Annotated in this window: 19 protein-coding genes; 1 reads left to right on the top strand and 18 read right to left on the bottom strand. The window is 49.3% G+C overall.

Annotated features, from left to right (window positions below; translation table 11 throughout):
- Positions 1-270: 270 nt before the first annotated feature.
- The 12 genes from KTG14_RS14070 to KTG14_RS14125 form a co-directional block, all read right to left on the bottom strand.
- Positions 271-1,707, bottom strand: coding sequence for an aldehyde dehydrogenase family protein (locus KTG14_RS14070; RefSeq protein WP_216971527.1), 1,437 nt, complete (start codon positions 1,705-1,707; stop codon positions 271-273).
- A gap of 15 nt (positions 1,708-1,722) precedes the next feature.
- Positions 1,723-2,775: a homoserine dehydrogenase gene (locus tag KTG14_RS14075; RefSeq protein ID WP_216971528.1), complete on the bottom strand. Its 1,053-nt coding sequence runs from the start codon at positions 2,773-2,775 to the stop codon at positions 1,723-1,725.
- Positions 2,776-2,805: 30 nt separating this feature from the next.
- Complete coding sequence (locus KTG14_RS14080; RefSeq protein ID WP_254178187.1) at positions 2,806-3,960, bottom strand: M20 metallopeptidase family protein; 1,155 nt, start codon at positions 3,958-3,960, stop codon at positions 2,806-2,808.
- Between the two features lie 59 nt (positions 3,961-4,019).
- Entirely contained in the window at positions 4,020-5,219 is a 1,200-nt protein-coding gene (locus tag KTG14_RS14085) for a cystathionine gamma-synthase family protein (protein WP_216971530.1), read from the bottom strand.
- A gap of 50 nt (positions 5,220-5,269) precedes the next feature.
- Positions 5,270-6,466 carry a M24 family metallopeptidase gene (locus tag KTG14_RS14090; RefSeq protein WP_216971531.1) on the bottom strand — a complete coding sequence of 399 codons (1,197 nt, stop codon included), beginning with the start codon at positions 6,464-6,466 and terminating at the stop codon, positions 5,270-5,272.
- A gap of 178 nt (positions 6,467-6,644) precedes the next feature.
- Positions 6,645-8,348, bottom strand: a complete 1,704-nt coding sequence (locus KTG14_RS14095; protein WP_216971532.1) for a PucR family transcriptional regulator — start codon at positions 8,346-8,348, stop codon at positions 6,645-6,647.
- Positions 8,349-8,434: 86 nt separating this feature from the next.
- A complete protein-coding gene (locus tag KTG14_RS14100) occupies positions 8,435-9,100 on the bottom strand; it encodes a GNAT family N-acetyltransferase (protein ID WP_216971533.1) in 666 nt (221 codons plus the stop codon).
- A 151-nt stretch (positions 9,101-9,251) separates the two neighbouring features.
- On the bottom strand, positions 9,252-9,395 hold the full coding sequence (locus tag KTG14_RS14105; protein WP_216971534.1) for a hypothetical protein: 144 nt from the start codon (positions 9,393-9,395) through the stop codon (positions 9,252-9,254).
- A gap of 1 nt (position 9,396) precedes the next feature.
- Positions 9,397-10,629 carry a helix-turn-helix domain-containing protein gene (locus KTG14_RS14110; RefSeq protein WP_216971535.1) on the bottom strand — a complete coding sequence of 411 codons (1,233 nt, stop codon included), beginning with the start codon at positions 10,627-10,629 and terminating at the stop codon, positions 9,397-9,399.
- A gap of 89 nt (positions 10,630-10,718) precedes the next feature.
- Entirely contained in the window at positions 10,719-11,981 is a 1,263-nt protein-coding gene (locus KTG14_RS14115; protein ID WP_216971536.1) for a S8 family peptidase, read from the bottom strand.
- Between the two features lie 215 nt (positions 11,982-12,196).
- Entirely contained in the window at positions 12,197-13,831 is a 1,635-nt protein-coding gene (locus KTG14_RS14120) for an alpha-glucosidase (RefSeq protein WP_254178188.1), read from the bottom strand.
- A gap of 144 nt (positions 13,832-13,975) precedes the next feature.
- Complete coding sequence (locus KTG14_RS14125; protein WP_216971538.1) at positions 13,976-15,994, bottom strand: penicillin-binding transpeptidase domain-containing protein; 2,019 nt, start codon at positions 15,992-15,994, stop codon at positions 13,976-13,978.
- A 274-nt stretch (positions 15,995-16,268) separates the two neighbouring features.
- Between KTG14_RS14125 and KTG14_RS14130 the strand changes: the two genes are divergently transcribed.
- Positions 16,269-17,552: a glucose-6-phosphate isomerase gene (locus KTG14_RS14130; protein WP_216971539.1), complete on the top strand. Its 1,284-nt coding sequence runs from the start codon at positions 16,269-16,271 to the stop codon at positions 17,550-17,552.
- Positions 17,553-17,621: 69 nt separating this feature from the next.
- Here KTG14_RS14130 and KTG14_RS14135 read toward each other — a convergent pair whose 3' ends face one another.
- From KTG14_RS14135 to KTG14_RS14160, 6 genes are all read right to left on the bottom strand, one after another.
- The gene (locus KTG14_RS14135; protein WP_216971540.1) at positions 17,622-19,238 is read right to left on the bottom strand and encodes an alpha-glucosidase; all 1,617 of its coding nucleotides are present in this window, start codon (positions 19,236-19,238) and stop codon (positions 17,622-17,624) included.
- 12 nt (positions 19,239-19,250) lie between these two features.
- A complete protein-coding gene (locus tag KTG14_RS14140; protein WP_216971541.1) occupies positions 19,251-20,270 on the bottom strand; it encodes a LacI family DNA-binding transcriptional regulator in 1,020 nt (339 codons plus the stop codon).
- A gap of 13 nt (positions 20,271-20,283) precedes the next feature.
- Positions 20,284-21,099, bottom strand: coding sequence for a carbohydrate ABC transporter permease (locus tag KTG14_RS14145; RefSeq protein ID WP_216971542.1), 816 nt, complete (start codon positions 21,097-21,099; stop codon positions 20,284-20,286).
- Positions 21,099-21,959 carry a carbohydrate ABC transporter permease gene (locus KTG14_RS14150; RefSeq protein ID WP_068461029.1) on the bottom strand — a complete coding sequence of 287 codons (861 nt, stop codon included), beginning with the start codon at positions 21,957-21,959 and terminating at the stop codon, positions 21,099-21,101. The genes KTG14_RS14145 and KTG14_RS14150 overlap by 1 nt, the downstream gene beginning before the upstream one ends.
- Positions 21,960-22,035: 76 nt before the next feature.
- Positions 22,036-23,340 carry an ABC transporter substrate-binding protein gene (locus KTG14_RS14155; protein WP_216971543.1) on the bottom strand — a complete coding sequence of 435 codons (1,305 nt, stop codon included), beginning with the start codon at positions 23,338-23,340 and terminating at the stop codon, positions 22,036-22,038.
- Positions 23,341-23,607: 267 nt separating this feature from the next.
- Positions 23,608-24,480, bottom strand: a complete 873-nt coding sequence (locus tag KTG14_RS14160; RefSeq protein ID WP_216971544.1) for an ROK family protein — start codon at positions 24,478-24,480, stop codon at positions 23,608-23,610.
- Positions 24,481-24,488 lie beyond the last annotated feature (8 nt).

Consider the following 24,488-nt stretch of genomic DNA (forward strand, 5'->3'; position numbering starts at 1 on the left):
GTAAGATCGACTAGCCACCAGCCAGGAAATAATTTTCCGGCTGATTTGAGTTTCTCTTTATTATAGAGGACATTTTTCAGAATTCAATGAATAAAACAATAATTAATAATGATATTTTACAATTCGTCACAGATATTCTATATGTATCCGCTCTCATTTGATATAAAAGCATTCCTCCTATTATCCACATCATTCAATAGCCAATTTTACATAGTGTGCTATAACAATTAAAAAGCACATAGCTCATCTGCTATGCGCTCCCTCTTTAAACTATCCCAATTTAAAGCAGACCACTTTCGTATCGGTCATTTCCTGGATGGCAAATTTGACGCCTTCCCTGCCGAGCCCAGATTGCTTAACGCCGCCGAATGGCATGGCATCAATCCGGAAATCGCTGCTGTCGTTGATCATGACGCCTCCAACTTCGAGTTCTTCGATCGCACGGTGGGCATGGTCAAGATTTTTTGTAAAGATCCCTGCCTGCAGTCCATAATCGACGGCATTCGCCCGCTCGATCGCTTCATCTAAATCAGCCACTCGATAAAGCAATACGACCGGCCCGAAGATTTCTTCTGCAGCGAGCGCACAGTCTTCCGGCACATCGGTAAGTACTGTTGGTGAATAGAAAGCACCGTCCCGTTCCCCCCCAGTTTCAAGTGTCGCGCCTTTATCCAGCGCTTCTTGGACCAGCCCTTCGACGCGCTTCGCTTCTTTTCCTGTAATCAACGGACCCATATCTGTTAGTTCGGATTGTTTATCGCCGACGACATAGCGTTCGGTTTGTTCAATAAATTGTTCTTTGAATGAATCGAATACACCGTCTTCGATATAAACCCGCTGGACGCCAAGGCAGTTTTGCCCGGCTGCCCAAAATGCGCCAGAAACACAAGAAGCTATTGCATCTTCCACATCGGCGTCTTGCAGGACAATGACGGGCGAATTTGAGCCAAGTTCCATACCTATTTTTTTCAATCCTGCTTTTTTGGTGATCGCAAGCCCGGTCTCGACACCTCCGGTAAAGCTGATCATTCGGACAGCTGGGTGTTCGACTAAGACATCGCCGATCTCTCCGCCTCTTCCCGTAATAACAGAAAGGATTTTTTCCGGCAAGCCCGCTTGCGAAAAAGCTTTCGCCAATAATAGCGCACTGAGCGGCGTGACAGTCGCCGGCTTAACGATGATGGCATTGCCCGATGCAATGGCCGGGCCGACTTTATGCGCTACCAGGTTCAGCGGGTCGTTGAATGGCGTGATCGCTCCGATGATGCCGAGCGGAAAGCGCCGGTAATAGCCGACTTTTCCGATTCCGCCGGGCGATTGGTCGAACGGAATCGTCTCGCCGGTGATGCGCCTCGCTTCTTCTGCGCTCAAGCGCAATGTTTCAACTGCCCGCCCCACTTCTTTCCGTGCTTCGCGAATGGTTTTGCTGCTTTCTTTGGCGATGGTGCGCGCATAATGTTCTGTGTTTGATTCGATATAATCCGCTGCTTTCCCGATAATTTGCATGCGTTCGACCACAGGCATCCGTGCAGCAATTTCTGCACCTGATTTGGCTGCCTCGATACACGCCTTCATATCTTCCTTTGTTGCAGCAGGCACACGGTCGACAAGCGATCCGTCCTGAGGGTCGGTGACATCAATCCATTGTTTACCGTCTACCCATTCACCTGCCAGAAACATTTTCCGTCCTTCAACATGCGTCGCCATCTAATCTGCCTCCTTTCATGACCGCACCGCTTCTCTGGCCTTTGCGATCGTCAATAAGTCGATGAGCAAGGAAAAGCCGGTTTCCGTCTTGCCGGCTCCTGCGCCGCTCAAGGTGACCGGCCCCAACAGGTCGGTCTCGTAAGTGATGGCATTGAGTGCTCCTGAAACGGAAGCGAGCGGGTCGTCCAGTGGCACTTTTTCCACTGACACTTTCGCTGAAACCAGTCCTTTTTCTTTTTTTGCTGTGGCTACCAGCTTCCAGCGCTTTCCTTCCGTGCGTGCTTGCTCGATCAGTTCCGGGGTCATTTGCGAGATGCCCGTGCATTCGACGTCTTCGACCGATAAAGGCATGCCCATGACATGCTGCGCGAGAATGACGATTTTATAACGCGCATCAAGCCCTTCGACATCACTCGTCGGATCCGCTTCCGCATAGCCAAGCTGTTGTGCTTCCTTGAGCGCCGATTCGTAGCTCTCGCCTTCATCCATGCGCATGAGCATGAAATTTGTCGTGCCGTTTAAGATGCCGCGAATTTCGGTGATATCATTTCCGGCAAGTGCGAGTTTCGGCATTCGTAGTGCAGGCGTACCACTCATGACCGTCCCTTCGAAGCCCCAGGAGACATTGTGCTTGTCCGCCAATGCCGTTAGCTCCTGATAAGCGAGCGCAACTGGCCCTTTATTGGTCATGACAACATTCTTGCCGCTTTGGAAAGCTGCGCGGCAATGGTCAATTGCCGGCTGGCCGGTTTTCACGTCGGTATAAGACACTTCGACCACGGTGTCGGCATTCGATTGCCGGATTGTCTCCAGGCTGTTCCATCCGGTGACGAGCCCTTCTGTTTTCGGGTAGCTTTCCAAACTTCCGGTCTTTTGTACAGTGTCCAAAACCGTTTCAAAATCGAGCCCATCCGGATGATATAACGAGCCTTTCTTGAAATCGGATATCGCGACGACTTTCGCTTCGAACCCTTCTTGGTCCTTCAAACTTTGTCGTTTATTGTACAGAATTTCAGCGAGCCCTTGGCCGACGACGCCGAATCCGATAAATGCCAGTTTATGTGTCATGCTTTCCCTCCTGTTCTCCTTGCCGCCTGTTCACGTGAAAAAGCCGATTGCCGCGTTCGCTAAAATGGCAGCGCCAAGCGGCAAACTGCGTTCATCGATGTCGAAATGCGGCGTATGCAAATCCCGCTCGATTCCGTCATCCAGCGAACAGCCGAGGAAAAACATCGCTCCCGGCAGCTGCTGCGTGACGTATGCAAAATCTTCGCCTCCCATACCGAACGCTTGATGAATGAATCTAACAGATGGATCCGTTTTTTGGATGGCTTCTGCGATTTGTTCATTCACATGTCGATCATTGACTAGCGCCGGTTCTCCCCTTTGGTAATGAAAGGAATAATCGCCGCCCAAATGTTTCGCCAATGCGAAGGCATCACGGATTTCTGTTTCGAGCAGATCACGCGTATTGGCTGAGTAGCTCCTGACTGTGCCTTCCATTTGAACTTCGTGCGGGATGATATTGCTGGCAGTTCCTGCATGGATTTGCCCGACACTGACAACTGCGGGCTCAAGTGCCGATATTTTCCGGGGCACGATGCCGTGCAGCGCCTGCAAAATGAGGCCGAGCATCCAAGTTGGGTCGCTGCCGAGTTCTGGATAGGCACCGTGCCCGCCCGTCCCGGAGATTACGCCATGAAAGACATCGACGTTCGCCATGCTGATGCCGTCATGCAATTGCACTTCCCCTACAGCCAGCCAGGGGCACATATGGAGGGCAATCGCCAGCTCCACGCCGTCATATGCACCTGCTTGCAGCAAATAAGGCGACCCTGACATGGAATCCTCATCAATTGTTTCTTCTGCAGGCTGGAAAATGAATTTAACCGTCCCGTTCCATTGCTCCGCCCGGTAATATTCTGCGAGAAGCGAAGCCGCGCCGAGCAGGATGGCGGCATGCGCATCGTGTCCACAGGCATGCATAACTCCAGGGGTTTTCGACCGGTAATCACATGTATTCGCTTCGTCGATGGGCAAAGCATCGATATCCGCACGCAATGCTATTACCGGGCCCTCGCCTTTTCCGAGCGTTGCGATCACGCTTGTCTCTAAGCCGATCCCCCGCTCAACGGCAATGCCATCAATCGTTGACAAAACCGATGCGATAAAATCCGCCGTCTGGAATTCCTGGAAGCTCAGTTCCGGGAATTGGTGCAGCGTCCGCCGCCATTCGCTAAGTTTTCCGTTCATTTTCTCCGCTGCCTTCAGAAGTCTATCTTTGTCCTGCATGTTGTTCACCGGCTTTCCGATTAGACGTTCATCACCGTTTCGACGTGCTGGAACGCCTGCTCAAAATCGTTGATAATGTCTTCGATTTCCTCAATGCCGCAAGAAACGCGGATCAAGCCTTCCGGAATGCCCATAGCGGCGCGTTCTTCCGGTGTGCATTCCACGTGGCTCGTCGTGCGCGCCGGTCCGACTGTCGTTTCGACCGCCCCTAGGTTCGCTGCACGGTTTGCGTATTCGAGTTTCGGCAGCAGGTCACGCACCGTATCGACGCCGCCTTTGACCGAGAAGCTCAGCATGCCGCCGAAGCCTTTCATCTGGCGTTTGGCGATGTCGTGGTTCGGATGCGTTTCGAGCCCTGGATAAAAGACGTCTTCGACGATGTCTTTTGTCTGCAAGTATTTGGCGAGCTCCATGGCGTTTTTGCTTTGTTCACGGATGCGCAAATGCAAAGTTTTCATGCCGCGCAGCAATAAATAGGCCGCCATCGGGTCCATCGTCGCGCCATTAATTTCGCGGTAATGATAAACTTGTTCGACCAGTTCATGCGAGCCGACCAATACGCCGCCGAGTGCATCCGCATGGCCCCCGAGGAATTTGGTCGCGCTGTGCAACACGAGGTCGACACCGTCTTCTAATGGGTTTTGATTGATCGGCGTGCCGAATGTATTGTCGATGATGACCAGCGCGCCTACTGCGTGACCTGCTTTTGCCATACGCGCAATGTCCGTGATTTTAACCGTCGGATTGGTCGGCGTCTCCAAATAAAGGATCTTGCAGCCTTTTTGAAGTTCCGCTTCAATCGCCTCGTGGTCTCCGGTATCGACGAGCGCGACGTCAATCTGTTGGCGCGGCAGGAATTCTGTGAAAATCTTGTTCGTTCCGCCGTACGTATCTTTGATCGAGACGATGCGGTCGCCAGGCACGAGGAACGTCGCAAGTGTATTGCTGATGGCGGCCATGCCGGTCGAAAAGCTGGTCGCTGCTTCAGCGCCTTCGAGTAATTTCACTTTGTCTTCGAAAGCCTGAACGGTCGGGTTCGTATTGCGTCCATAAATATGACCTTTTTTCTTGCCGATCGCCACGTCGTACCAATCGTCCATATCGTCATACGTATAGGCGACGCTCAAGACGACCGGTACTTGCGATGCCCCGTGTGCCAAATATTCTTTTTCTCCGCCCCAGACTGCTCGTGTGGATTGATGGATTTTTTTGTTTGTCATAAACTCACTCCTCAAATTTTTTAATGCTTTCAGTTTTTAATTTTTGATGATTAAGCGCCGCCCTGATAGCCGATTAAATGGCCTTTTGTGAACAAGCCCCTTGGCATATTCGCTAGCGTTTCACAACCCGATTCGGTCACGCGGAAGGTTTCGCTCACTTCAAAACCGGAATCATCGAACCACATCGCCGGAATCATATGAAAGGCCATGTTCGGCTCGAGTATGGTGCGGTCGCCCATGCGGATGCTTGCGGTATGCTCGCCCCAGTCCGGTGGATAATTCAATCCTACGGGATAGCCGATGCGCGCTTCTTTTTCGAAGCCATAGCGAGCGATCGTTTTTGTCCACGTTGCACACACTTCTTCTAAATAAATGCCTGGCTTGATCATCGCGAGGCATTCGTTGATGCCTTCTGTCGTTACTTCCGCAAGATGCTGCAGTTCTGCATCCGGTGTCCCGATAAACACGGTGCGTGCCAGCGGTGAATGATAGCGTTTATAGCAACCCGCGATTTCCAGCGTCACCGATTCCCCTTGCTTATAGCGTTTATCGGTCCATGTCAGATGAGGCGCGGCTGTGCGTTCTCCTGTCGGCAACAGCGGCATGATTGCCGGGTAATCCCCACCGTGTTCTTTCGTCCCTCTTACTTGAACTTCAAGGATCCTTGCCGCCACGTCACATTCCCTTACACCTTCTGCAATCATCTCGATTCCTGCTGTCATTGCTTTTTCCGAAAAACGAGCTGCGCGCTTCATATAGGCAATTTCGGTATCCGACTTCACCAGACGGACCCAATTGACCAGCAGGGTCGCGTCTTGGAAACGGGCATTAGGCAAACCTTTTTGCAAGCGTTCGTAGCATTTTGCCGTAAAGTAATAATTCTCCATTTCGACGCCGATTGAACGCCGGTCCTGCCCGATCTGCGTCAAGATTTCCGCGACGAAATCCATCGGGTGGTGCGTTTGTGATTGCACGTAAATCTCAGGGTATGGAATGATATTGTCGTGATACAGCCACGTCGTAATCTTGGCGCCATTCGCATCCATGATCCGCCCGACCCACAAGGGCTGGTCTTCATCTTCAATGACAATGAGCATTTGATGGACATAAAACGACCAAGCATCATAGCCCGATAAATAGTTCATATTGGCAGGGTCGGTGATAAGCAGTACTTCAATACCTTTTTCCGCCATCTGTTGCTTTGTTTTTCTGATACGCCCCTGATATTCTGCTGTTCCAAACGACATGGGGAATCCCCTCCTTGGGTTCACGAATTAAAAGTCGGAATAGTCTATTAATTAACCTTATGTTCACTATACCTGCCTGTCTTCTTTTCCTGCATCTGTCATAGTGTATGAAAATGTCCGCTGTCCTTTAGTCAATTTTTCCACATAAAAAAAGCCTTCTTGAGCAGAAGGCTTTCATTCAAGCATCATTCGGTTCTGTGGCACGGATGCGATAGGTGCGGACGCATAATTCCAACAGAAACAAATCGTCCGGGTCGACAAGCGATAAGCCGGTCAATGACTCGATTTTGCGCAAGCGGTATAGCAGCGATTGACGATGCAAGTTCAAGGCGCGTGCTGTCTGGCTGACATTTCCTTGATAATGGTTATAGGCCGAAAAAGTGCCGATCAGATCCATTTGCCGCTGCTGGTCATAATCGACAAGCGGCTGGATCGTTGACTGGATGATGTCTTTCATCCCCTCGGTTTTGGCCAATTGCAGCAGCAATCGGTCTGCCCGGGTGTCGCGGTAATCCATCCGGTGCCCCGGCCCTTTTTTCGTGCGCCCGATTTCAAGCGCCGCTTTCGCATGCTGGAAACTGCTGCTGAACCCTTCGAATCCCTCCGCATAATCGCCTATGCCCCAAGATAAAACGACTTCCGGCAATAAATTCCCCAGCCGCCGCTCGATCAAATCCAGGAAATTGATCTGGTTTTCCTGTCCGCTTTCAGGCGGCTTTTCAAGGAAGATGATCAAATATCCATCTACGTAGCCGGTCATCACTGTACGTCTCATGGCATGGGCCCCGTAATGGATTTCCTCTTCAATATAAGCAATCATGCTTTTCGACCATTCAGTATACGAACTGTGATCCGGCTTTCGCCGTCCAAATAATTCACGCAAATTCTCCGGACTGCCAGCCAGTCCGATATACGGGAGCTCCAGATCATAGCCGAGCGCGCGGGCACGGGAGGCCGCCTGCTCTTTGGTTACGAATTCCCCGTTAGCCAGTTCGCGGACGAAATCCATGCGCAGCGCCGCTTTTGTCTCTTCGACTGCATTTTGCCTTGAGCGCCATAAGGAAATCGTCGTTGCGGCATGCTCAAGGACGTGAACCGAAAAGACATCAAGACGCCCATCACCTGCATTTTCCGGCAGTTCGACGAATAGATAAGCTTGAGCTTCCTCTGATACTTGGAGCACCGGGACTTGGACGAGCTTTCGGCCGCCCAATTCGCCGCTGCGGAATTTCTGGATCATTGGGTCGCGATTTCCTTTCGGGGCTGCTTGGCGAATAGGGAAAACCCCTTCGCTGACCTGCTGTTCCCATTCTTCCAGTTTGGCACGCGAAAAACCGGCGGCTGCTTGCACGGCCCCGTGGGCGTCCGTAATAAGCAGTGCACTGTCAAGCTCGCGGCGGATATAGGCAGCGATTTTCTCCAATTCCGCATCCGCCAAAATTAGTTTCAATAAATCCTGCTGCACTTGTTCCGAACGCTGCCGCTCTTGACGGTGCAGATCGTTCAAATCGATCATCACTTCTTCAATGACCGTCGAAAAGCGCAGCTCCCACGGCAGTTCAACGAGCAGGAATGCATGCTCTTCAGCCAGTTGGGCGATCTCTTTTGGAATTTCATAGACATGCCGCCCCATCGCGATCATGAGTGCGGCTGCCCCAGAGTCGATGATATCCTGAACGAACCCCCGGAAGATTTCCACATCATTTTTGCATCCCATCGCAGTCGTCAACACCAGCTCATTGCGGCGCACGAAATTCTCCACTGGCATTTCCATGACAGACACCCAGTGCACAGGCCGCGTCTGTGCATATTCTTTGGCAGTGCGGACGACCGCTCCTTCCAGCAATTCATAATCCAAAACATCTTGCACGGTCAACTGCATGTCATCCCCTCCGCGCCTAGTTGGTTTCTGCCAGTATAGCAAAAACAAGCGCTTCAAAAAAGGAAATGTCAGAATACTCTAACGCATCAGTGAATGAAAGGGTTTTTCCATTCCATCAATAACGCATAATCATGCGATTCTTCGTCATCTAAATATCCAGGCATTAAGTTTACAGGCATGCGGCCACAGCTGAGCAAGAAGCTGATAACTGGATCCCTTAGTTCACCTGCCAGCACTCTTTCGATGTATTGTTCAGCAGACAGTTCGTTCGCATATCGATGATACCCCGGCATCCGCCCGCCGCCAATGAGCCGCTCGAGCCTGTCCGCAACGACGCGCTCATACATCGCTTCCATCAAGAGCTTGCCCAGCTTCAGTTTGCGAAATTTCGGCTTGATGCCGATGTCGACGACATACAGTGATTCACCTTCCGGGTCATGCGTTCCGATCGATCCCGAATCGGTCATTTGTTCCCACTTATGTGTAGGGTGCGCAGGATCGAATTTCGTGAGCATCCCCGTCATGGAACCTGCTATTTCACCATCGATTTCGACGCAAATTGCGCCTTCAGGATAAAGCGCGATATGGTTTTGGAGCTGTTGCTCGTTCCAAAGCAAGTCGGGCGGGAACGGCGGCGGAAAACTTTCGCGCTGCACTTCGATCAAGCCTATAAAATCTTCTTCAGTATAGGTTCGGATGGTTGCCATGACCGGGCGCCCATCCTTGAAAACGTATTGCTGTTTTTTATACATTGTGTCGCCGCCTTTCTTTTTGTTTAGTTTACCCGAAGACGGTGCGGATACACAGCAGTCGGCATGAGATGAATGAGGCTCATGGCTTTGCCAACTTTAAATTTGCCCAAAAGAAAAGCTTGCCGAATGGGCAAGCTTTTTGGTCCTTCTATTATACTGGCGGCAATACTTGTGGCCCGTTGATTGTCACATTTCCGTTAGCATTTTCTACTTGTGTTGAGAATTGAGGCAGTCCAGCAGACAAAGCCAAGATCAGCGCTAATGTGGCACCAACCAATAATTTTTTCTTTTCCATGTTATTCACCGTCGCTTTCCAGAAATTGAGTTTGATAGTAATAGGCTTTCTGCCAATCTTGCTGCTCTTTGTAATGAGCCGCAAGCTCTTCAGAAAGATGTTTGGTGTCTTTTATATAACCATATTTTTTGAAAAATGGAAACATTTTATCTTCTTTATAGTTCAAAAGTTCTTGTTGGGAAAATTCTCGTTTTCCGTAGTAATCGCTGTACAACTTAAAGTATTCTTCATCTTTTGGGGTCCCAGGCATACGCAATTGTTCAATTAGCATCAATGTTTCTTCTTCACTTATCCCTTTTAGTTCCAGCAAATTGACGATAACTGCTTTGTGTATATAGCTTCCTAGCTGAACCACATCTTTAAGCTCTGAAAACAGCTCGAATGCTTGGCTGTCTTGCTTCTGGCTCTTCATTAATTCCGCATAGTTATAGAGAACCGATTGATACAATTCATGTTGTTGGGTCAAGTGGGCGTTGCGTTTGACCACTTCATACAAGCTGGCAGCTTGAGTACTCAGATTGCGCCTTGTGTAGTTGATCGCCAGCAGTAATTGCGCATGCAAGAGGCGGATATAATTGTGATGCATCTCATAAGAACGCACTGCCCGCTCCGCAAAATATGCAGAAAGCTCCAGACGATCATGAACTATTAAAATTCTCGCTTTTTGATAATAAAATTCCCCCTCTAGTTTTTGAGGAATGCTTTGAAGCCCTTGGTCCAATCTGTACATCAAATCCATTGCTTCTTTTTGCTGCCCTAAAGTCGTAAAATAAAGCGCTTGAAAAAAACGGCTCATCCATAACTCGGGTGCCGTGAAAGAAGCTTTCAACTTTTCAAGCAACTTTTGCTGTTTTGACGCTTTGTCCATTTGCAAATCTAGGACATAATAGCGGAATTTGTACAATTCGTATTGATTCACCAGGTCAGTAGATTGCAGGTAATCGTCTTCACCCAAAAGTTCTTCATAGATTTTATGCAAATTATCGAGATCATAATGAAGTGCGCAATCAATAAAACGCCCCAATTGCTGTTCAAGCCGCTTCTGGTGTTCCAGCTCTTTTTTTAATTGCACGCCCATTTTCAAAAGCAACGCTTCATAAGTTTCTTCGTGCGGCGTATAGGTATTGGATTCGATCTTGCTCAAATGCGATATGGAACAAATGCCATCAGCGAGCTGTGACTGTGTGAGGTTGTGCTTGAGCCGATAATATTTAATCACAGAACCGATGTTCATAAACTCACCTTTCTTTGTCAGAATATATAAATATTAACACAAAAAAACAAGCCTGGCTGTTGCAGCCGGGCTTGTTTTTAGGCGAACTCTTATGGCAAGCGGTAGAATCCGAATCCAGAAGCAGAGTCGTCTCCAGATCCTGCATAATAACCGGATAGAATATCGTTATTAGATGCGCGGTTTTGAAGGTCTCCACGGATTTGTGTATGCGTTGCAGATGGGTTTGCTGCCCAGATTTTTGCTGCAAGGCCTGCCGCGTGAGGAGATGCCATCGATGTACCACTGATTGTTGCATAACCACCGTCGTACCAAGCAGAGTAAATGCTTGCGCCTGGCGCAGAAACTTCTACATCATATTTGCCGATGGAATAGTCGCCAGCGTATTGGCTATAGCCGCGTGATGAGAAGTCCGCTACGCGGTACGTGCCATTTTGCTGCACGTTTTCAAGAGCTGCAACCGCTACGGCATTTTGCAATGCGCCTGGGAAGCCGATCGATCCTTGGTAAGGGCCTTCGTTTCCGGCAGCGGCGATAACTAAAACACCTTTACCGTATGCGTAGTTGACCGCATTCGTGATCAAGCTGCTTTCCGCTGCAGATCCAAGAGACATATTGATAACGGTTTTCTGGTTCAAAGCTGTAGCTTGATCGGCTACGTGGCGGATGGCTTTTGCAATATTATCGGCAGAACCGGAGCCGTCATCGCCAAGTACTTTATAGCCCCATAGATCCGCTTGCGGTGCTACGCCGTACAAGCCGCCGTTACCGTTCGCAAGTGCTGATCCGGCAACGTGAGTGCCATGCCCTTGACGATCTGTGCAAGAACCGTTGCGGATGCTTGTTCCAACTGTAAAGTCTTTACATTGTTCAACGTTCGCCGCAAGATCCGGATGGCTTGTGTTAACGCCGGTGTCTAGCACTGCGATGTTGATGCCTGAACCGCCAGTTGTCTTCGTGATGGAACTATTGTTATAAATTGCTTTAATGCCCCATGGAGTGGACTGGGATGCAGCCATAGTTTGATAACGCGCCTGCGGTTCGAGCGTTGTTGTTTCTACTGTATATTCCGGAACTTTTTCGATAGTTACGTTTTTATTTTTCTTCAAAGCTTCGTATTGCTTTTGGGTCATATCGGTTGTGAAACCCTCGCTATTAAAATCCCACTGGACGCCGTATTGGTCTTTTGCCTTTTTCAGGTCACTTTTCCCTGGCATATCGACGAGCACACGGATCATCTCATTTGCGTTCGCTTTTTGTGCATCTGGAGCTTCATTTGCGGAAACCCCCATTGCCGGTACGAGCATAGTCGCTGCCAACATAGCTGTTGTAATGAATTTTGCCGATTTTTTCATCTTTCGAATCCCCTTTTCCGAATAGATTTGCATGGCTTCATGCAGCAAGCGGCGTCCCGCCTGTTGTCCTGCGGCTGTTGCCATGCTTTAAATCTAGCAGAGAACAAGGGATTGTGTAATTGGGAAAATCCTTGCCAAGGAGAGGCCGTTTTAACTGAAGTAAAACTTTATACCCACAACTATATTCCTTTAAATGAAGATATTAAAAAAGCCGCTCACAGCGGCTTTTGATTCAATAAATAGACGCGAGCCTCATATGGCTGCAGTTTATTGGATATGTGGCGTTCATAATTCGATAGCAGCAATTCACCGTCGACCGGGTTCCACCAAGAACAAGTATCATCATCGAGGTGGGAAATGATCAAATAACGCGCTTCCCCGTATTCACGTGTATAGGCATAAACATACGGACATTCTAGATATGTCAGATGCGTGCTGCCGTAAACCAAAGCTTCGTGGTCTTTTCGCAGTTGCAGCATTTTCTTATAGAAAGACAGCACTGATTGCGGATCTTTGCGCTGCGCTTTCACATTGAGCCAATTAAAATTCGGGTTTAGCGGAATCCACGGTATGCCGCCTGTAAAACCGGCGTTTGCGCCAAAGTTCCATTGCATCGGGGTCCTTGCGTGGTCACGGCTGATTTTCTTGATGGTCTTCATCAAATCTTCGTGAGAGACGCCTTTTTGGCGGTTATAGCGATACATATTCTTCGTTTCGATATCCCGGTACATACTGATGTCATCAAATGGCGCATTGGTCATTCCGATTTCCTGCCCTTGGTAAATGAACGGCGTCCCTTGCATGAAAAAATACATGCAGCCGAGCGCAGTCGCGCTTTCCCGCCAATGCTCCCGGTCGTTGCCCCAGGTTGAAACGGTGCGTGGGCGGTCATGATTTTCCAGATACAAGGAATTCCAGGCAATGCCTTGCGCACTTCGCTGCCAACGGTCGAGGACGATTCTCAAATCGTCGACGTCGACGCCTGCGCTTTCTTCATCCCATGCTTCTTCATGCGCTTCCAGATGGAAGATCATATTGAATTTCCCTTCCGCTTCGCTAATCCATTCGCCGATTTCATGTGCCCTGACACTGTTCGCCTCACCAACCGTTACCACATCATAGCGGTCGAAGGTTTCGCGGCGCAATTCTGCCAGAAGTTCCTGGATTCCTTGGACATTCGTCATTTTCTCCCAAGCTGGCACATAGTTGAGCCCATCCGGATTCGGCATGTCCGTATACTCTTTTTTCAAATGATTGATGGCATCAACTCGGAAGCCATCGATTCCTTTATCGAGCCACCATAGGATCATATCGTAAATCGCACGCCGCAATTCGGGATTTTCCCAATTTAAGTCGACTTGGCTTTTGGAAAACAAATGAAAATAGTATTGCTCCGTTTTCGGGTCGTATGTCCAAGCCGGTCCGCCAAATATGCTTTCCCAATTCGTCGGCTTATCGCGCCAGACATACCAATCGCGTTTCGGGTTGTCACGTGATGATTTGGATTCCAGAAACCACGGATGCTGGTCGCTCGTATGGTTCAAGACCAAATCCATCATGATTTTCATGCCGCGCGAGTGGATGTCCTCAAGCAAGCGGTCAAAATCATCCATCGTGCCCATTTCGTCCATGATCGCCTGATAATCACTGACGTCATAGCCGTTATCGATATTTGGCGATTTATAGACCGGGCATAGCCAAATCATGTCGACGCCAAGCTCCTGCAGATAATCGAGCTGTGCCCGGACGCCGTTCAAGTCCCCTACCCCGTCGCCGTTCGTATCGAAAAAACTGCGCGGGTAAATCTGATAGACCACAGATTCTTTCCACCATGTCTTTTTCAAGCTCATCCCCCTCTTCCTGCTGTTGCGGAATTGATGTGCTCATATTGGCTATCGACAACTATTGTTTTTTTATATAGTATACGCCTTTTTCCATGAAATTCCTCTTTGGCTGGATAATAAAAACCGCCCGCTGTGTGCGGACGGTTTCGGTCAATTATTCAAGTAATACTGTTCCATAGCACTTGCAGAAAAGCCTGCAACGTAATCGCTGCCGCCATCATCTTCGATCGATTCGATCATCATTGCCAAAATGAAATCTTGCTGCTCAGCGTGATAAGAAACGAAGAAGCCATTTTCCTGCCCCTCTTCACCGAGAGCGCCTTTCAATTCAGCTGTGCCGGTTTTTCCGGCAATCGGAACAGCGTCAATATCGGCCGATTTGGCATAGCCGTCCGTAACGACATTGCGGAGGTTTTCTTGAAGCACAGCCGCATTGCCTTCACTGATCAATCCTTCTTTCCATACTTGCCCAGCTTCTTCGCTGGCGTAAAGCGTCGGCTCATAAATCGTGCCGCCATTCAGGAATGGCTCATAAGCCGAAGCGAGATGCAGGATATTGGCGAGCATCTGCCCTTGGCCGAACGACGTGTCCGCGAGTTGCCCTTCAGACCCAAGAGTGCCGTCATTGGAAATCTGTGAACTTTCCAACTCAATGGCAAACGGCAATTCCTCACCAAAGCCATACGCAGTCAGTCCATCGATAAATGTCTCCGTTCCCATCTCGAGTGCCTGTCTCGCGAAATAGATATTATCCGAGTAAACGAGTGCACGATTCAAATCGATTGGGTTTGGTGCTTCTGGATGCAAGCGGGATACCCGGTAGGAGCCCCACGAACTGTCTTTTTGCCAAGTCTGCCCGTTGATTTCGAGCCCTTGCTGCGGATCGAGCGTTCCTGCTTCCATGCCGATGGCCGCTGTCACCGGTTTAATGGTCGACCCAGGGGCATAACTTGCGGCAAAACGCGTGAACAGCGGATTCAATGGATCTTCCGACAATTCCGTGTAACGTTCGCCGCTGATGCCTGCAATGAATTCATTCGGGTCAAAGCCAGGAGAGCTGATGAGCGCCAAAGTTTCGCCGTTTTCAGGCGACACAGCAGCAGCGCTTCCCGGTTCCCCTTGCATCGAATCATAGACGGCCGTCTGTAATTCAGCGTCGATGGTCAATTCGACGTCTTCTCCAGCTGTCGGCTCCTGTTCAGCAAGGACGATATCTTCCGCCCCTTCCGCCTGTTTTTGGATCAGGATGCGTGCACCGCTCTCGCCGCGCAGCTGTTCTTCGAGACGGCGTTCAAGGCCTTGGCGGCCGATCAAGTCGTTCGCCCCGTAGCCTTGGCCTTTTAATTCTTCTAATTGCTCTGCCGTAATCGAGCCGATATAGCCGGTCAAGTGGCCGAATGCTTCGCCGTAAGGATATTCGCGCATCGCCGTTTCCTGATAAGTGACGACATCGCTCGCTTCCACGTCAGCGATCAATTGTTCCGCTGATTTCGACGCTTTTGTCAGCGGCACGAATTGATCCGGCTGAACCCAACTTTGGTTCAGGCTTTCTTCAACCGATTCCACCGTCAACCCAAGAAGTTCAGCAGCCTCAGCTATATCGCTGTCTCCCTCCAGCCGGTCCGGCACAACGCCGAGATTATAGCCAGAGCCATTGATAGCCAAACCGCGCCCTTCACGGTCCACAATCTCGCCGCGTTCGGCAGCTTCTGTCTGAACTGCCACTTCATCACCCTGTTCGAGGCCTTCCAAGATCAAGGACGGATCCCAATCAACAAACCAATTCTCCCCGCTTTCCTGCTCTTCATGAATCAAAGATACCGGCTGGTCAAATTCAACCGGCCCGGCAAGCGTCTCCATCTTAATCGTCAACGGAAATTCAGCCGGCTCCGCCTCGTCCCATTCCGCATCTTCCTGCACGGTATAGCTGACTTCAAGATTCTCGATGCCGAGATCCTCAATCAATTGCTGCTGCCGCTCATCGAACGCTTCCGGGGGAAACGCTTCTTTCGAGCCTTGAGTCAGATAGTCTTCGTACATCGCTGCGAAATCTTGTTTATTCCAATGGCCGACGTATTCACCCAATCGGTCTTCTGGCGTCGGCTGCGGCTGGCATCCTGCCATCGCAAGTACGCCAGCACCCGCTGCTATCGCTATGTATCGTTTCATTTCGATGACCTCCTGTAGCTTTCTAAATTATGCTCTTGACTTGGCCAAAACCCTCATTTATTAAGCGGAAAATTAATAGTACGCAAAAAAATAGCCAGTCTGGCTCCGTTAGCTGAGTCAAATACCTAAGCTAATTGAAGTTTCTCTTTATTTTACCAATAAGTGGCACCGAAGCAAACCCGATTCACTCGCTTTCAATGCTTTGCAGTTTTTCTTACTGGATATGCTATCGTTTCCCCCACTATGGTAAAATCAGTAATCATAGAATAGGAGGATGTTTATGATCAATTTAACGTATTCACAAGCGATCGAGTCTGCAGTAGATCTTAAAATGAAAACCCGTTTACAGCAAATTCAGGAGGATTTGTACGCAAAAAAAGGAGCCGGATCCGATTTCCTTGGCTGGCTTGACTGGCCCTCTTCTTTGCCGGAGGATTTTCTGGCAAAAATCGAAGACACCGCCAAAGCGATCCGCGAAAAGGCTGATGTCTTGGTCGTTATCGGAATCGGCGGTTCCTATCTAGGGTCAAAAGCCGTCCTATCGGCACTCTCGTCTTACTTCCCGAAAGACGAGCAATTGGAAGTGCTGTTTGCGGGTCATCAAGTGAGCGGTGAATACTTGAAGCAATTGCTTGAACACTTAGAGGGCAAGGAAGTCGTCGTCAATGTCATCTCGAAATCCGGCAAAACGACAGAACCGGCCATCGCGTTCCGTTTCCTGCGCGACTATATGGAAAAACGCTACGGCGACGGAGCGGCCGAACGCATCATCGTGACGACCGATGCTGAAAAAGGAGCGCTTCGCCAATTAGCCGAAACAAAAGGCTATGAACGCTTTATCGTGCCGGATGATGTCGGCGGGCGCTACTCCGTCTTCACTGCAGTTGGGCTGTTGCCGATTGCTGCTGCCGGGCATTCAATCCGCAAGCTGTTGGACGGCGCCAAAGAGGCAGAAACAACTTACCGGGATGCATCGCCTGACCATAACCCAGCTATGCAATACGCGGCAATCCGTCATCACCTGTATGTCCAAGGTTATACGACAGAAGTGAACGCCATCTTCGAGCCGAAGCTGTCGTTCGTCCAAGAATGGTGGAAGCAATTATTCGGCGAAAGTGAAGGGAAAGAAGGAAAAGGCATCTTCCCGGCTTCGGTCGTTTTCACGACGGACTTGCACTCGCTTGGCCAATTCATCCAAGACGGACAGCGCAACCTGTTCGAAACCTTTCTGCTGGTAAAAGAAGCACAGCAAGATCTGGAGATTTTCGAAACGCCTGAAGACGGCGACGAATTGAATTACATCGCCGGCTTGTCCTTGCAGGAATTCAACCACATCGCCCATAAAGGCACATCAAACGCCCATTTATCAGGCGGTGTGCCACAAATGAGCTTGACAGTGGACCGCATCGACGAATACGAGATCGGCCATTTGCTGTATTTCTACATGTTGAGCTGCGCGTATAGCGCTTATCTTCTCGGTATCAACCCGTTCGACCAACCAGGCGTCGAAGAATACAAAAACAATATCTTCAAACTGTTAAAAAAACCCGGATTCTAAAAAAAACGCTTTTCCCGAACAGCCTTTTGGCTAATCGGGAAAAGCATTTTTCATTTCGTCGCATAACCATTAAGCAAGCTTATATACACGCGCTTCGTAAGGTTTTAATTGATGCACATCACGGTCTTGATAGTTCGCCAGCAACAGTTCTGCACCTTCTGGTTCCAGCCAAGTGCATGTTGTGCTTCCAAGGTTCGAGAGGATGAGCACCTGTTCATGGCCCTGTGTACGGATATAAGCGTAAACGTCCTCACATTCAGTTTCGACCAAATCGTAGCTGCCACAAACCAGAACGTCCATATTTTTCCGCAAAAAGATCATTTGCTTATAAAACGATAAAACAGAGGTCGGATCCTGCATTTGACTCTCGACATTGAGCCATTGGAAATTCGGATTCATCTGCAGCCACGGTTGCCCCGTCGTGAATCCGGCATTTTCTCCTGCGTGCCATTGCATTGGGGTGCGGGAATGGTCACGGCTTGTCGATTTCAGTAAAGTCATGATTGCATCGTGTTCCATGCCTTCCGCCAAATTATAGAAATACAAATTATGCGTATGGACATCGTCATAATGATGAATTTCTTCAAATGGCGCATTGGTCATGCCGATTTCCTGGCCTTGATAAATGAACGGCGTTCCTTGCATAAAGAAATACATACAAGCGAGCGCTGTCGCACTTTCCCGCCAGTATTCGCCGTCATTGCCCCACGTCGAGACAACGCGCGGCTTGTCATGGTTTTCGATAAACAACGCATTCCAGCCGACTCCATCGACTGCTTTTTGCCAGCGCGTCAAGACGGTTTTCAAGTCATTGACATTGATGCCTTGTTTGACGTCACTGTCCCACAGCGTCAAATCCTCGAATTGGAATACCATGTCGAATTTGCCTTCTTCTTCGCTGATCCACTCATCGATATCTTCCGCGTAAACACCGTTTGCTTCACCGACTGTCATGATGTCATATTTCGCAAACGTCTCATCACGCAATTCCGCAAGCAGTGGTTGTATGCCGTCAACGTTCATCATCTTCTCCCACGCAGGGACCCATGGTTTGCCCTCTTCTATCGGGAGATCGCTGAAGTCTTTCTTGATGTGGCTGATGGCGTCGACACGGAATCCGTCGATGCCTTTATCGAGCCACCAATTGACCATTTGATACAGCGCTTTGCGAACTTCGGGATTTTCCCAGTTTAAATCCGGCTGCTTTTTCGAGAAAATGTGCAAATAGTATTGACCTGTCTTCTCGTCGAGCTCCCAAGCCGGCCCGCCGAATATACTTTCCCAATTGGTCGGGCGGTCGCGCCAAATATACCAGTCTCGTTTCGGGTTATCGAGCGACGAACGTGATTCGACAAACCAAGGATGTTCATCGCTCGTATGGTTGATGACGAGGTCGATGATCAATTTCATTCCGCGCGCGTGCACTTCTTCGAGCAAACGGTCGAAGTCGGCCATCGTTCCGAGCTCATCCATGATTTCCTGGTAATCACTGATGTCGTAGCCATTATCGTCATTCGGTGATTTATACATCGGGCAAATCCAGATGACATCGATCCCGAGTTCCTTCAAATAATCCAGTTTTTCCGTTACGCCATTGATATCCCCAATGCCGTCTCCATTCGAGTCGTTGAAGCTGCGTGGATAGACTTGATACGCCACTGCTTCTTTCCACCATGTTTTGTTCATAATCGTTTCCTTTCAAAGACTTTGACAAGATCCTCTTTCGATCAGTGTTGCCGGAACAATGATGTTCCGGGGAGGTGCATTGTCATCGTTTATTTTTTCCAATACTAGATTCGCTGCTTCCATTCCAAGGTCAAAAATCGAGATGTCCACCGTACTGAGTGGAGGCTTTAAATGACTCGACAAAGTATGATTGTTGAATCCGACAATCGATACATCGGTCGGTACGGCAATATTCAAATCCTCCAGATAACCAATCACTTCATAGGCGACTAGGTCATCGTGCGTGACGATGGCGGTCGGCGGATTCTTTTGTTCCATCAAGTTGCGGATCGCCTGCTGTTCATGGCCTGCCATCTGTTCCTGCGTGACCACATAATCTGAAACGAACGCAATCACTGCTTCATCCAGCGCTTGCCGGTAGCCACTAAAACGATCCGCAGACACGATGAAATCGGATGCGCCGCCGACAAATGAAATGTCCCGGTGGCCGAGTGAAACCAAATGGCCCACCACTTGTTTCGCGATGGCGACATTATCATTGTCGACATAGGAAATGGCGTCCGGGCGCGTGTACGGCCTTCCCACGACCGAAAACGGGATGCCGTTTGCCAGCAGGTAATCCATGACTTTATCATCGATTTTCGAATACAGCAAGATAATGCCATCGACGCGCTTGCCTTGTGTCATCGCCACCACCTCTTCGTATATTTCCTGCTCGGTCGCGCTGGTCGATAAATACAGGCCATACTGGCTTTGATGGGCGCTGACGGAGATGCCGCGTAAGACTTCTGGAAAAAACGGATTCTGGAAAGCGAGCGTAGTGGAATTTTCCATGATGACACCGATTGCCTTGCTTTTTTGCGCCACCAAATTACGTGCCTGGAAATTCGGGTAATAGCCGAGCTCTTCCATGGCTGCTCGTACTTTGCGCTTTGTTTTCGGGGTGATCTTCGGATGATCCGCAATAACCCGGGAAACCGTCGCCGGCGAGACTTCCGCCAGTTTCGCGACATCTTTGATTGTGATCGCCATAGCGATTGCCCCCTTATTTTACAGCGCCGTCCGAAACACCTTTAATAATCGAGCGCTGTGCAAAGAAATAGAAGATGATGACTGGAATGATCGCTAGCGTTAGTCCCGCAAGCGCCAAATGCCATTGTTTCGTATATTCGCCAAAGAAGAAGAACATCTTCAACGGGATCGTTTCACTGCCTGTCGTGTTGATAACAAGCGACGGCAGGAGGTAATCGTTCCAGATCCAGATAATATTAAGGATAGCGACCGTGACCGTGATCGGCTTGAGGATCGGGAAGATGATATGCCAAAACACCTGCCAGCGGTTCGCCCCGTCTATTTTCGCCGCCTCATCAAGCGATTTCGGCACATTATTTAAAGCACCATGATACAGGAAAATTGACAGGCTCGCACCGAAACCAATATACATGAAAATAAGTCCCCCGCGGTTCAGCATATCAAATTGGCCGAACACCGTGACGAGCGGGATCATCACCGATTGAAACGGGATGAGCATTGCTGAGACAAACAGGAAGAACAAGAACGTGGACATCTTGCTTTTGGCCCGTGATAACGCGTAAGCAGCCATCGCCGAGAACAAGATAATCAATATGACGCTAATGACGGTGATCAATAAAGAATTGAACAAAGTTCTAAGAAAATCGAGCTCCTGGAAGGCCGTGATGTAATTATCGAAACTCCAAGCTTCTGGAGGACTCGTCGTATCGAGAAAGATTTCTTTTTTCGATTTAAAGGAATTGACGAACATTAAGTAAAACGGCAATAACCAAAGGATCGCCAGCAAAATGCCAAGCACTTCGACTTTTATATTCCAGCGGTTGCGCATTACATTTCGACCTCCCGGCGTTTATTGATATACACTTGAACAAGTGCGATGACCGCAACGATCAAGAAGAAAATGATCGCTTTTGCCTGCGCATAGGCGAAGGCATTTTGCACGAACGCAGTCTTGAAAATTTCCATTGCGACCATTTCCGTCGAGTTGTATGGCCCACCTGCTGTCAGTGACAAGTTCTGGTCGTATAGTTTAAAAGTATTCGACAAGGTCAGGAACATGCTGACGGTAAAAGCCGGTGCGACGAGTGGAAAGATAATATAGCGAAAGCGCTGAATCGTCGAGGCGCCGTCAATTTCCGCCGCTTCAATCAATTCATTCGGCAAGCCTTCCAAATAAGCAATGTAGATGACCATAATGTAACCGGCCATTTGCCAGCTCATTAAAATGACTAAGCCCCAAAATCCGGTTTCCGTCGTTGACAGCCAAGCTTGCAAGCTCTCCATGCCGACCGCTTCGCCGACGCTCGCAAATACTTTCAGGAAAATGAACTGCCAGATAAAGCCGAGAATCAACCCACCGATCAAGTTGGGCATGAAAAAAGTCGTCCGAAGCAAGCTGCTCGTCTTGATCTTCGAAGTGACGATCAACGCGAGCGATAGCCCGATGAAGTTGATCAAGATGACGGATACGACAGAGAATTTCGTCGTGAACCAAAGCGAATCGAGAAAACGCTCATCAGTAAATAAGTTTATGTAGTTCTGAAAACCGACAAATTCGCCAGTTTGAATGCCGTTCCACGCTGTAAATGAATAGAATAAACCGAGCACCATCGGCACGACAACGACAAGCCCGAGCGCCAACAATACAGGCGCTAAAAATAACCAATAGGATAAATCACGTGTACGCATAGTTTAGCCTCTCTTTCTAGTTAAGCCCCGAAACAAAACAAAGCAGCACAAGGGCTGCTCTGGTTTGATAGACAAGTTACTCGCCGCGGTCTGCTTCCCATGCGGCTTTTGCTGAATCGACCACTTCGTCCCAGCTCGCTTCATCGCTCAAGTATTTCTGGATGTTGGCACCCAGTTCATCTTGGCCCCATCCAGTCGGATAGCCCATGAAGACCCAACCGATTGTGTCGCCTGCTTCTGAAGCATCGTAAATTGTTTTGGACATCGGATCGGTAATTTTGGATGTGTCATATCCTTCGTATGCAGGAATGAATTTGAAATCTTCCAAAACGGCTGTTTTCCCAGCATCGGAAGTGTAGAGCCAATCAAGGAAATCTTTTGATGCTGTCACCACTTCTTCATCTTGGTTCGAGTTGACGCCCCAATACATCGGTACGCCGACTGGCAATCCGCTTTCTTCCAAACCTTCTACTGGAATCGGCATCATGCCAACGCCGGAGTCTGCCAATTCCTGATCGATGCCGGCAATCGAACCATAAGCCCAGTTTCCTTGCTGGATAATCGCCACGCGCTCAAGTGAGAACAACTCCTCCACTTGTTGTGAATAGTCGAGGCTGACTGTTGGTTGTTTGGAATATTCATTTTGAAGATCAAGGATTTTCTTGAAGCCTTCGCCATATTCAAAATCGATTGCTTCCGCATCATAGGCCGTCAATACATTGCTATCAAATTCAGGCGCAATGAAGGTGTTTGACAAGTGAAGCCCTGTGACCCACGTTTCTTTCCCTGGCAAGGCAAAGACCGATTCAAGTCCAAGTTCGTCTTTTTTCGAATCGAGCGTTTTCACCGCTTCTTCTAAACTTGCGTAATCAGTAATGGAGGCGGCATCGATTCCCGCTTCCTCGAACAGGCGGGTATTGTAGATGAATCCGTAGCCCTCCTGGTTATATGGCAATCCGAGCACTTCCGACTCAACTGTTACACCATCAAGCGTTCCTTCAAGAGCTGCATCTGCTGCTCCTGTATCAGACAGGTCTGTCAAATTGTCTTTCCAATCTGCTACATCCTGAGGACCGCCAATGTTGAAGATGGCTGGTTCGTTGCCTGAAGCAAAACGAGAACGAAGCGCAGCGCCGTAATCTTCGCCGCCACCGACTGTCGTGATCTCGATATTGACGTCAGGATTTTCTTCCTCATATTGCGCGACTACATCTTCAAACTGGTCTTTAAACTCCACTTTGAATTGGAAGATATCGACTGTTACTTGCTCACCGCCGCCTTCTGCTGTTGATCCGTCATCTCCTGAACTACACGCTGCTAGTGCCCCCGCTGACAATAAAACAGATGCCATTAACCCCTTGCTGAACTTTAATTCCTTCACTTGAACTCCCCCTTTGAGTTGTTGTGCAAACGATTGCACAATAGAGCAGAAAAAAATGGAAACTCCTTGGTAAGCGTTTCCAACTGATAATTAATAACAGATTATCACAATGAAAACGTTTGCACAATCTATTTTTTAAATTTTTCAACTGTTTTTTTTGAAACTTGTATTTACCATCACAATCAAGCGTCCCATTTGCCCTGCAAAAGCTGTTCAACTTAGAAATTGATTGCAGGGCCTGGGAAACTTTTCAGCATAAACAGATGCTTACCTATCTAGAACGAGGAGCGCTGCCCCCAGCATGCCGGCATCATTTTCGAATTGCGCCACTTCCACCGGTAATGGATTCAGCAGCACATTCGCCAAGTGGCGATTCAATTCATCGATCCAGGCCGCCGCCGATTCCGATACACCCCCGCCGATGATCAGCATGTCCATATCGAAGATCGCCTGTAAGCTGCCGATATAAATCGCCAAGTCTTCGGTAAATGCAGCGACCAGCTTTTTCGCCCCGGCATCTGTTTTAGCCAGTTCGAATAATTCCGGCGGCGTCACCGATAGACCTGCTTCACCTATTCGCCGGACGAGGGCAGTACCAGACACATACTGCTCCGCGCAGCCAAGCCGGCCACATGCGCAGCGCGCGCCGTTCGGATACAAAATCATATGGCCAAGTTCCGCAGCCCCGCCGTGCGTCCCGCCGCTCAACAGCTTGCCATCCCAGATGATGCCGCCCCCAAGCCCAGTGCCGAGCGTGATGCAGACGACACGGCCAAGCCCTGTTGCGGCGCCGAATGTCGCTTCAGCGAGCGCTGCGCAATTGGCATCGTTCTCCACTTCCACATATCGCCCTGACGCTTGTTCTAATGGTGCTTTTACTTCTGTCCCGGTCCAGCCCGGCAGCATATCGCCGGCGAAAACGATGCGCCCTGCTTGCGGGTCGACAAATCCATGCGTCCCGATGCCGATTGCGGACACGTCGGGATGCTCCTTTAAAAATAACAGCACTTGACGTTCCAAATATGGATACAGTGGAAACTCCGTTTTTACTTGACGCTCTGCGAGTATCCGTCCTTCTCTATCGATAACGCCCATGCGGATTTTCGTTCCTCCAATATCTACCCCGATTACTGTGCTCATTCTCTCCA

The sequence above is a fragment of the Planococcus sp. CP5-4_YE genome (genome assembly GCF_019042655.1).
In the GTDB taxonomy this organism is placed as follows: domain Bacteria; phylum Bacillota; class Bacilli; order Bacillales_A; family Planococcaceae; genus Planococcus.

What these genes read in the sequence shown, in the direction of transcription:
- KTG14_RS14130 (WP_216971539.1), top strand. Translation starts at nt 16,269, where the DNA reads ATGTTTATGATCAATTTAACGTATTCACAAGCGATCGAGTCTGCAGTA.
- KTG14_RS14150 (WP_068461029.1), bottom strand. Translation starts at nt 21,959, where the DNA reads ATGCGTACACGTGATTTATCCTATTGGTTATTTTTAGCGCCTGTATTG.
- KTG14_RS14115 (WP_216971536.1), bottom strand. Translation starts at nt 11,981, where the DNA reads ATGAAAAAATCGGCAAAATTCATTACAACAGCTATGTTGGCAGCGACT.
- KTG14_RS14145 (WP_216971542.1), bottom strand. Translation starts at nt 21,099, where the DNA reads ATGCGCAACCGCTGGAATATAAAAGTCGAAGTGCTTGGCATTTTGCTG.
- KTG14_RS14135 (WP_216971540.1), bottom strand. Translation starts at nt 19,238, where the DNA reads ATGAACAAAACATGGTGGAAAGAAGCAGTGGCGTATCAAGTCTATCCA.
- KTG14_RS14110 (WP_216971535.1), bottom strand. Translation starts at nt 10,629, where the DNA reads ATGAACATCGGTTCTGTGATTAAATATTATCGGCTCAAGCACAACCTC.
- KTG14_RS14090 (WP_216971531.1), bottom strand. Translation starts at nt 6,466, where the DNA reads ATGTCGTTTGGAACAGCAGAATATCAGGGGCGTATCAGAAAAACAAAG.
- KTG14_RS14070 (WP_216971527.1), bottom strand. Translation starts at nt 1,707, where the DNA reads ATGGCGACGCATGTTGAAGGACGGAAAATGTTTCTGGCAGGTGAATGG.
- KTG14_RS14140 (WP_216971541.1), bottom strand. Translation starts at nt 20,270, where the DNA reads ATGGCGATCACAATCAAAGATGTCGCGAAACTGGCGGAAGTCTCGCCG.
- KTG14_RS14075 (WP_216971528.1), bottom strand. Translation starts at nt 2,775, where the DNA reads ATGACACATAAACTGGCATTTATCGGATTCGGCGTCGTCGGCCAAGGG.
- KTG14_RS14125 (WP_216971538.1), bottom strand. Translation starts at nt 15,994, where the DNA reads ATGAAACGATACATAGCGATAGCAGCGGGTGCTGGCGTACTTGCGATG.
- KTG14_RS14080 (WP_254178187.1), bottom strand. Translation starts at nt 3,960, where the DNA reads ATGAACGGAAAACTTAGCGAATGGCGGCGGACGCTGCACCAATTCCCG.
- KTG14_RS14095 (WP_216971532.1), bottom strand. Translation starts at nt 8,348, where the DNA reads ATGCAGTTGACCGTGCAAGATGTTTTGGATTATGAATTGCTGGAAGGA.
- KTG14_RS14120 (WP_254178188.1), bottom strand. Translation starts at nt 13,831, where the DNA reads ATGAGCTTGAAAAAGACATGGTGGAAAGAATCTGTGGTCTATCAGATT.
- KTG14_RS14100 (WP_216971533.1), bottom strand. Translation starts at nt 9,100, where the DNA reads ATGTATAAAAAACAGCAATACGTTTTCAAGGATGGGCGCCCGGTCATG.
- KTG14_RS14085 (WP_216971530.1), bottom strand. Translation starts at nt 5,219, where the DNA reads ATGACAAACAAAAAAATCCATCAATCCACACGAGCAGTCTGGGGCGGA.
- KTG14_RS14105 (WP_216971534.1), bottom strand. Translation starts at nt 9,395, where the DNA reads ATGGAAAAGAAAAAATTATTGGTTGGTGCCACATTAGCGCTGATCTTG.
- KTG14_RS14160 (WP_216971544.1), bottom strand. Translation starts at nt 24,480, where the DNA reads ATGAGCACAGTAATCGGGGTAGATATTGGAGGAACGAAAATCCGCATG.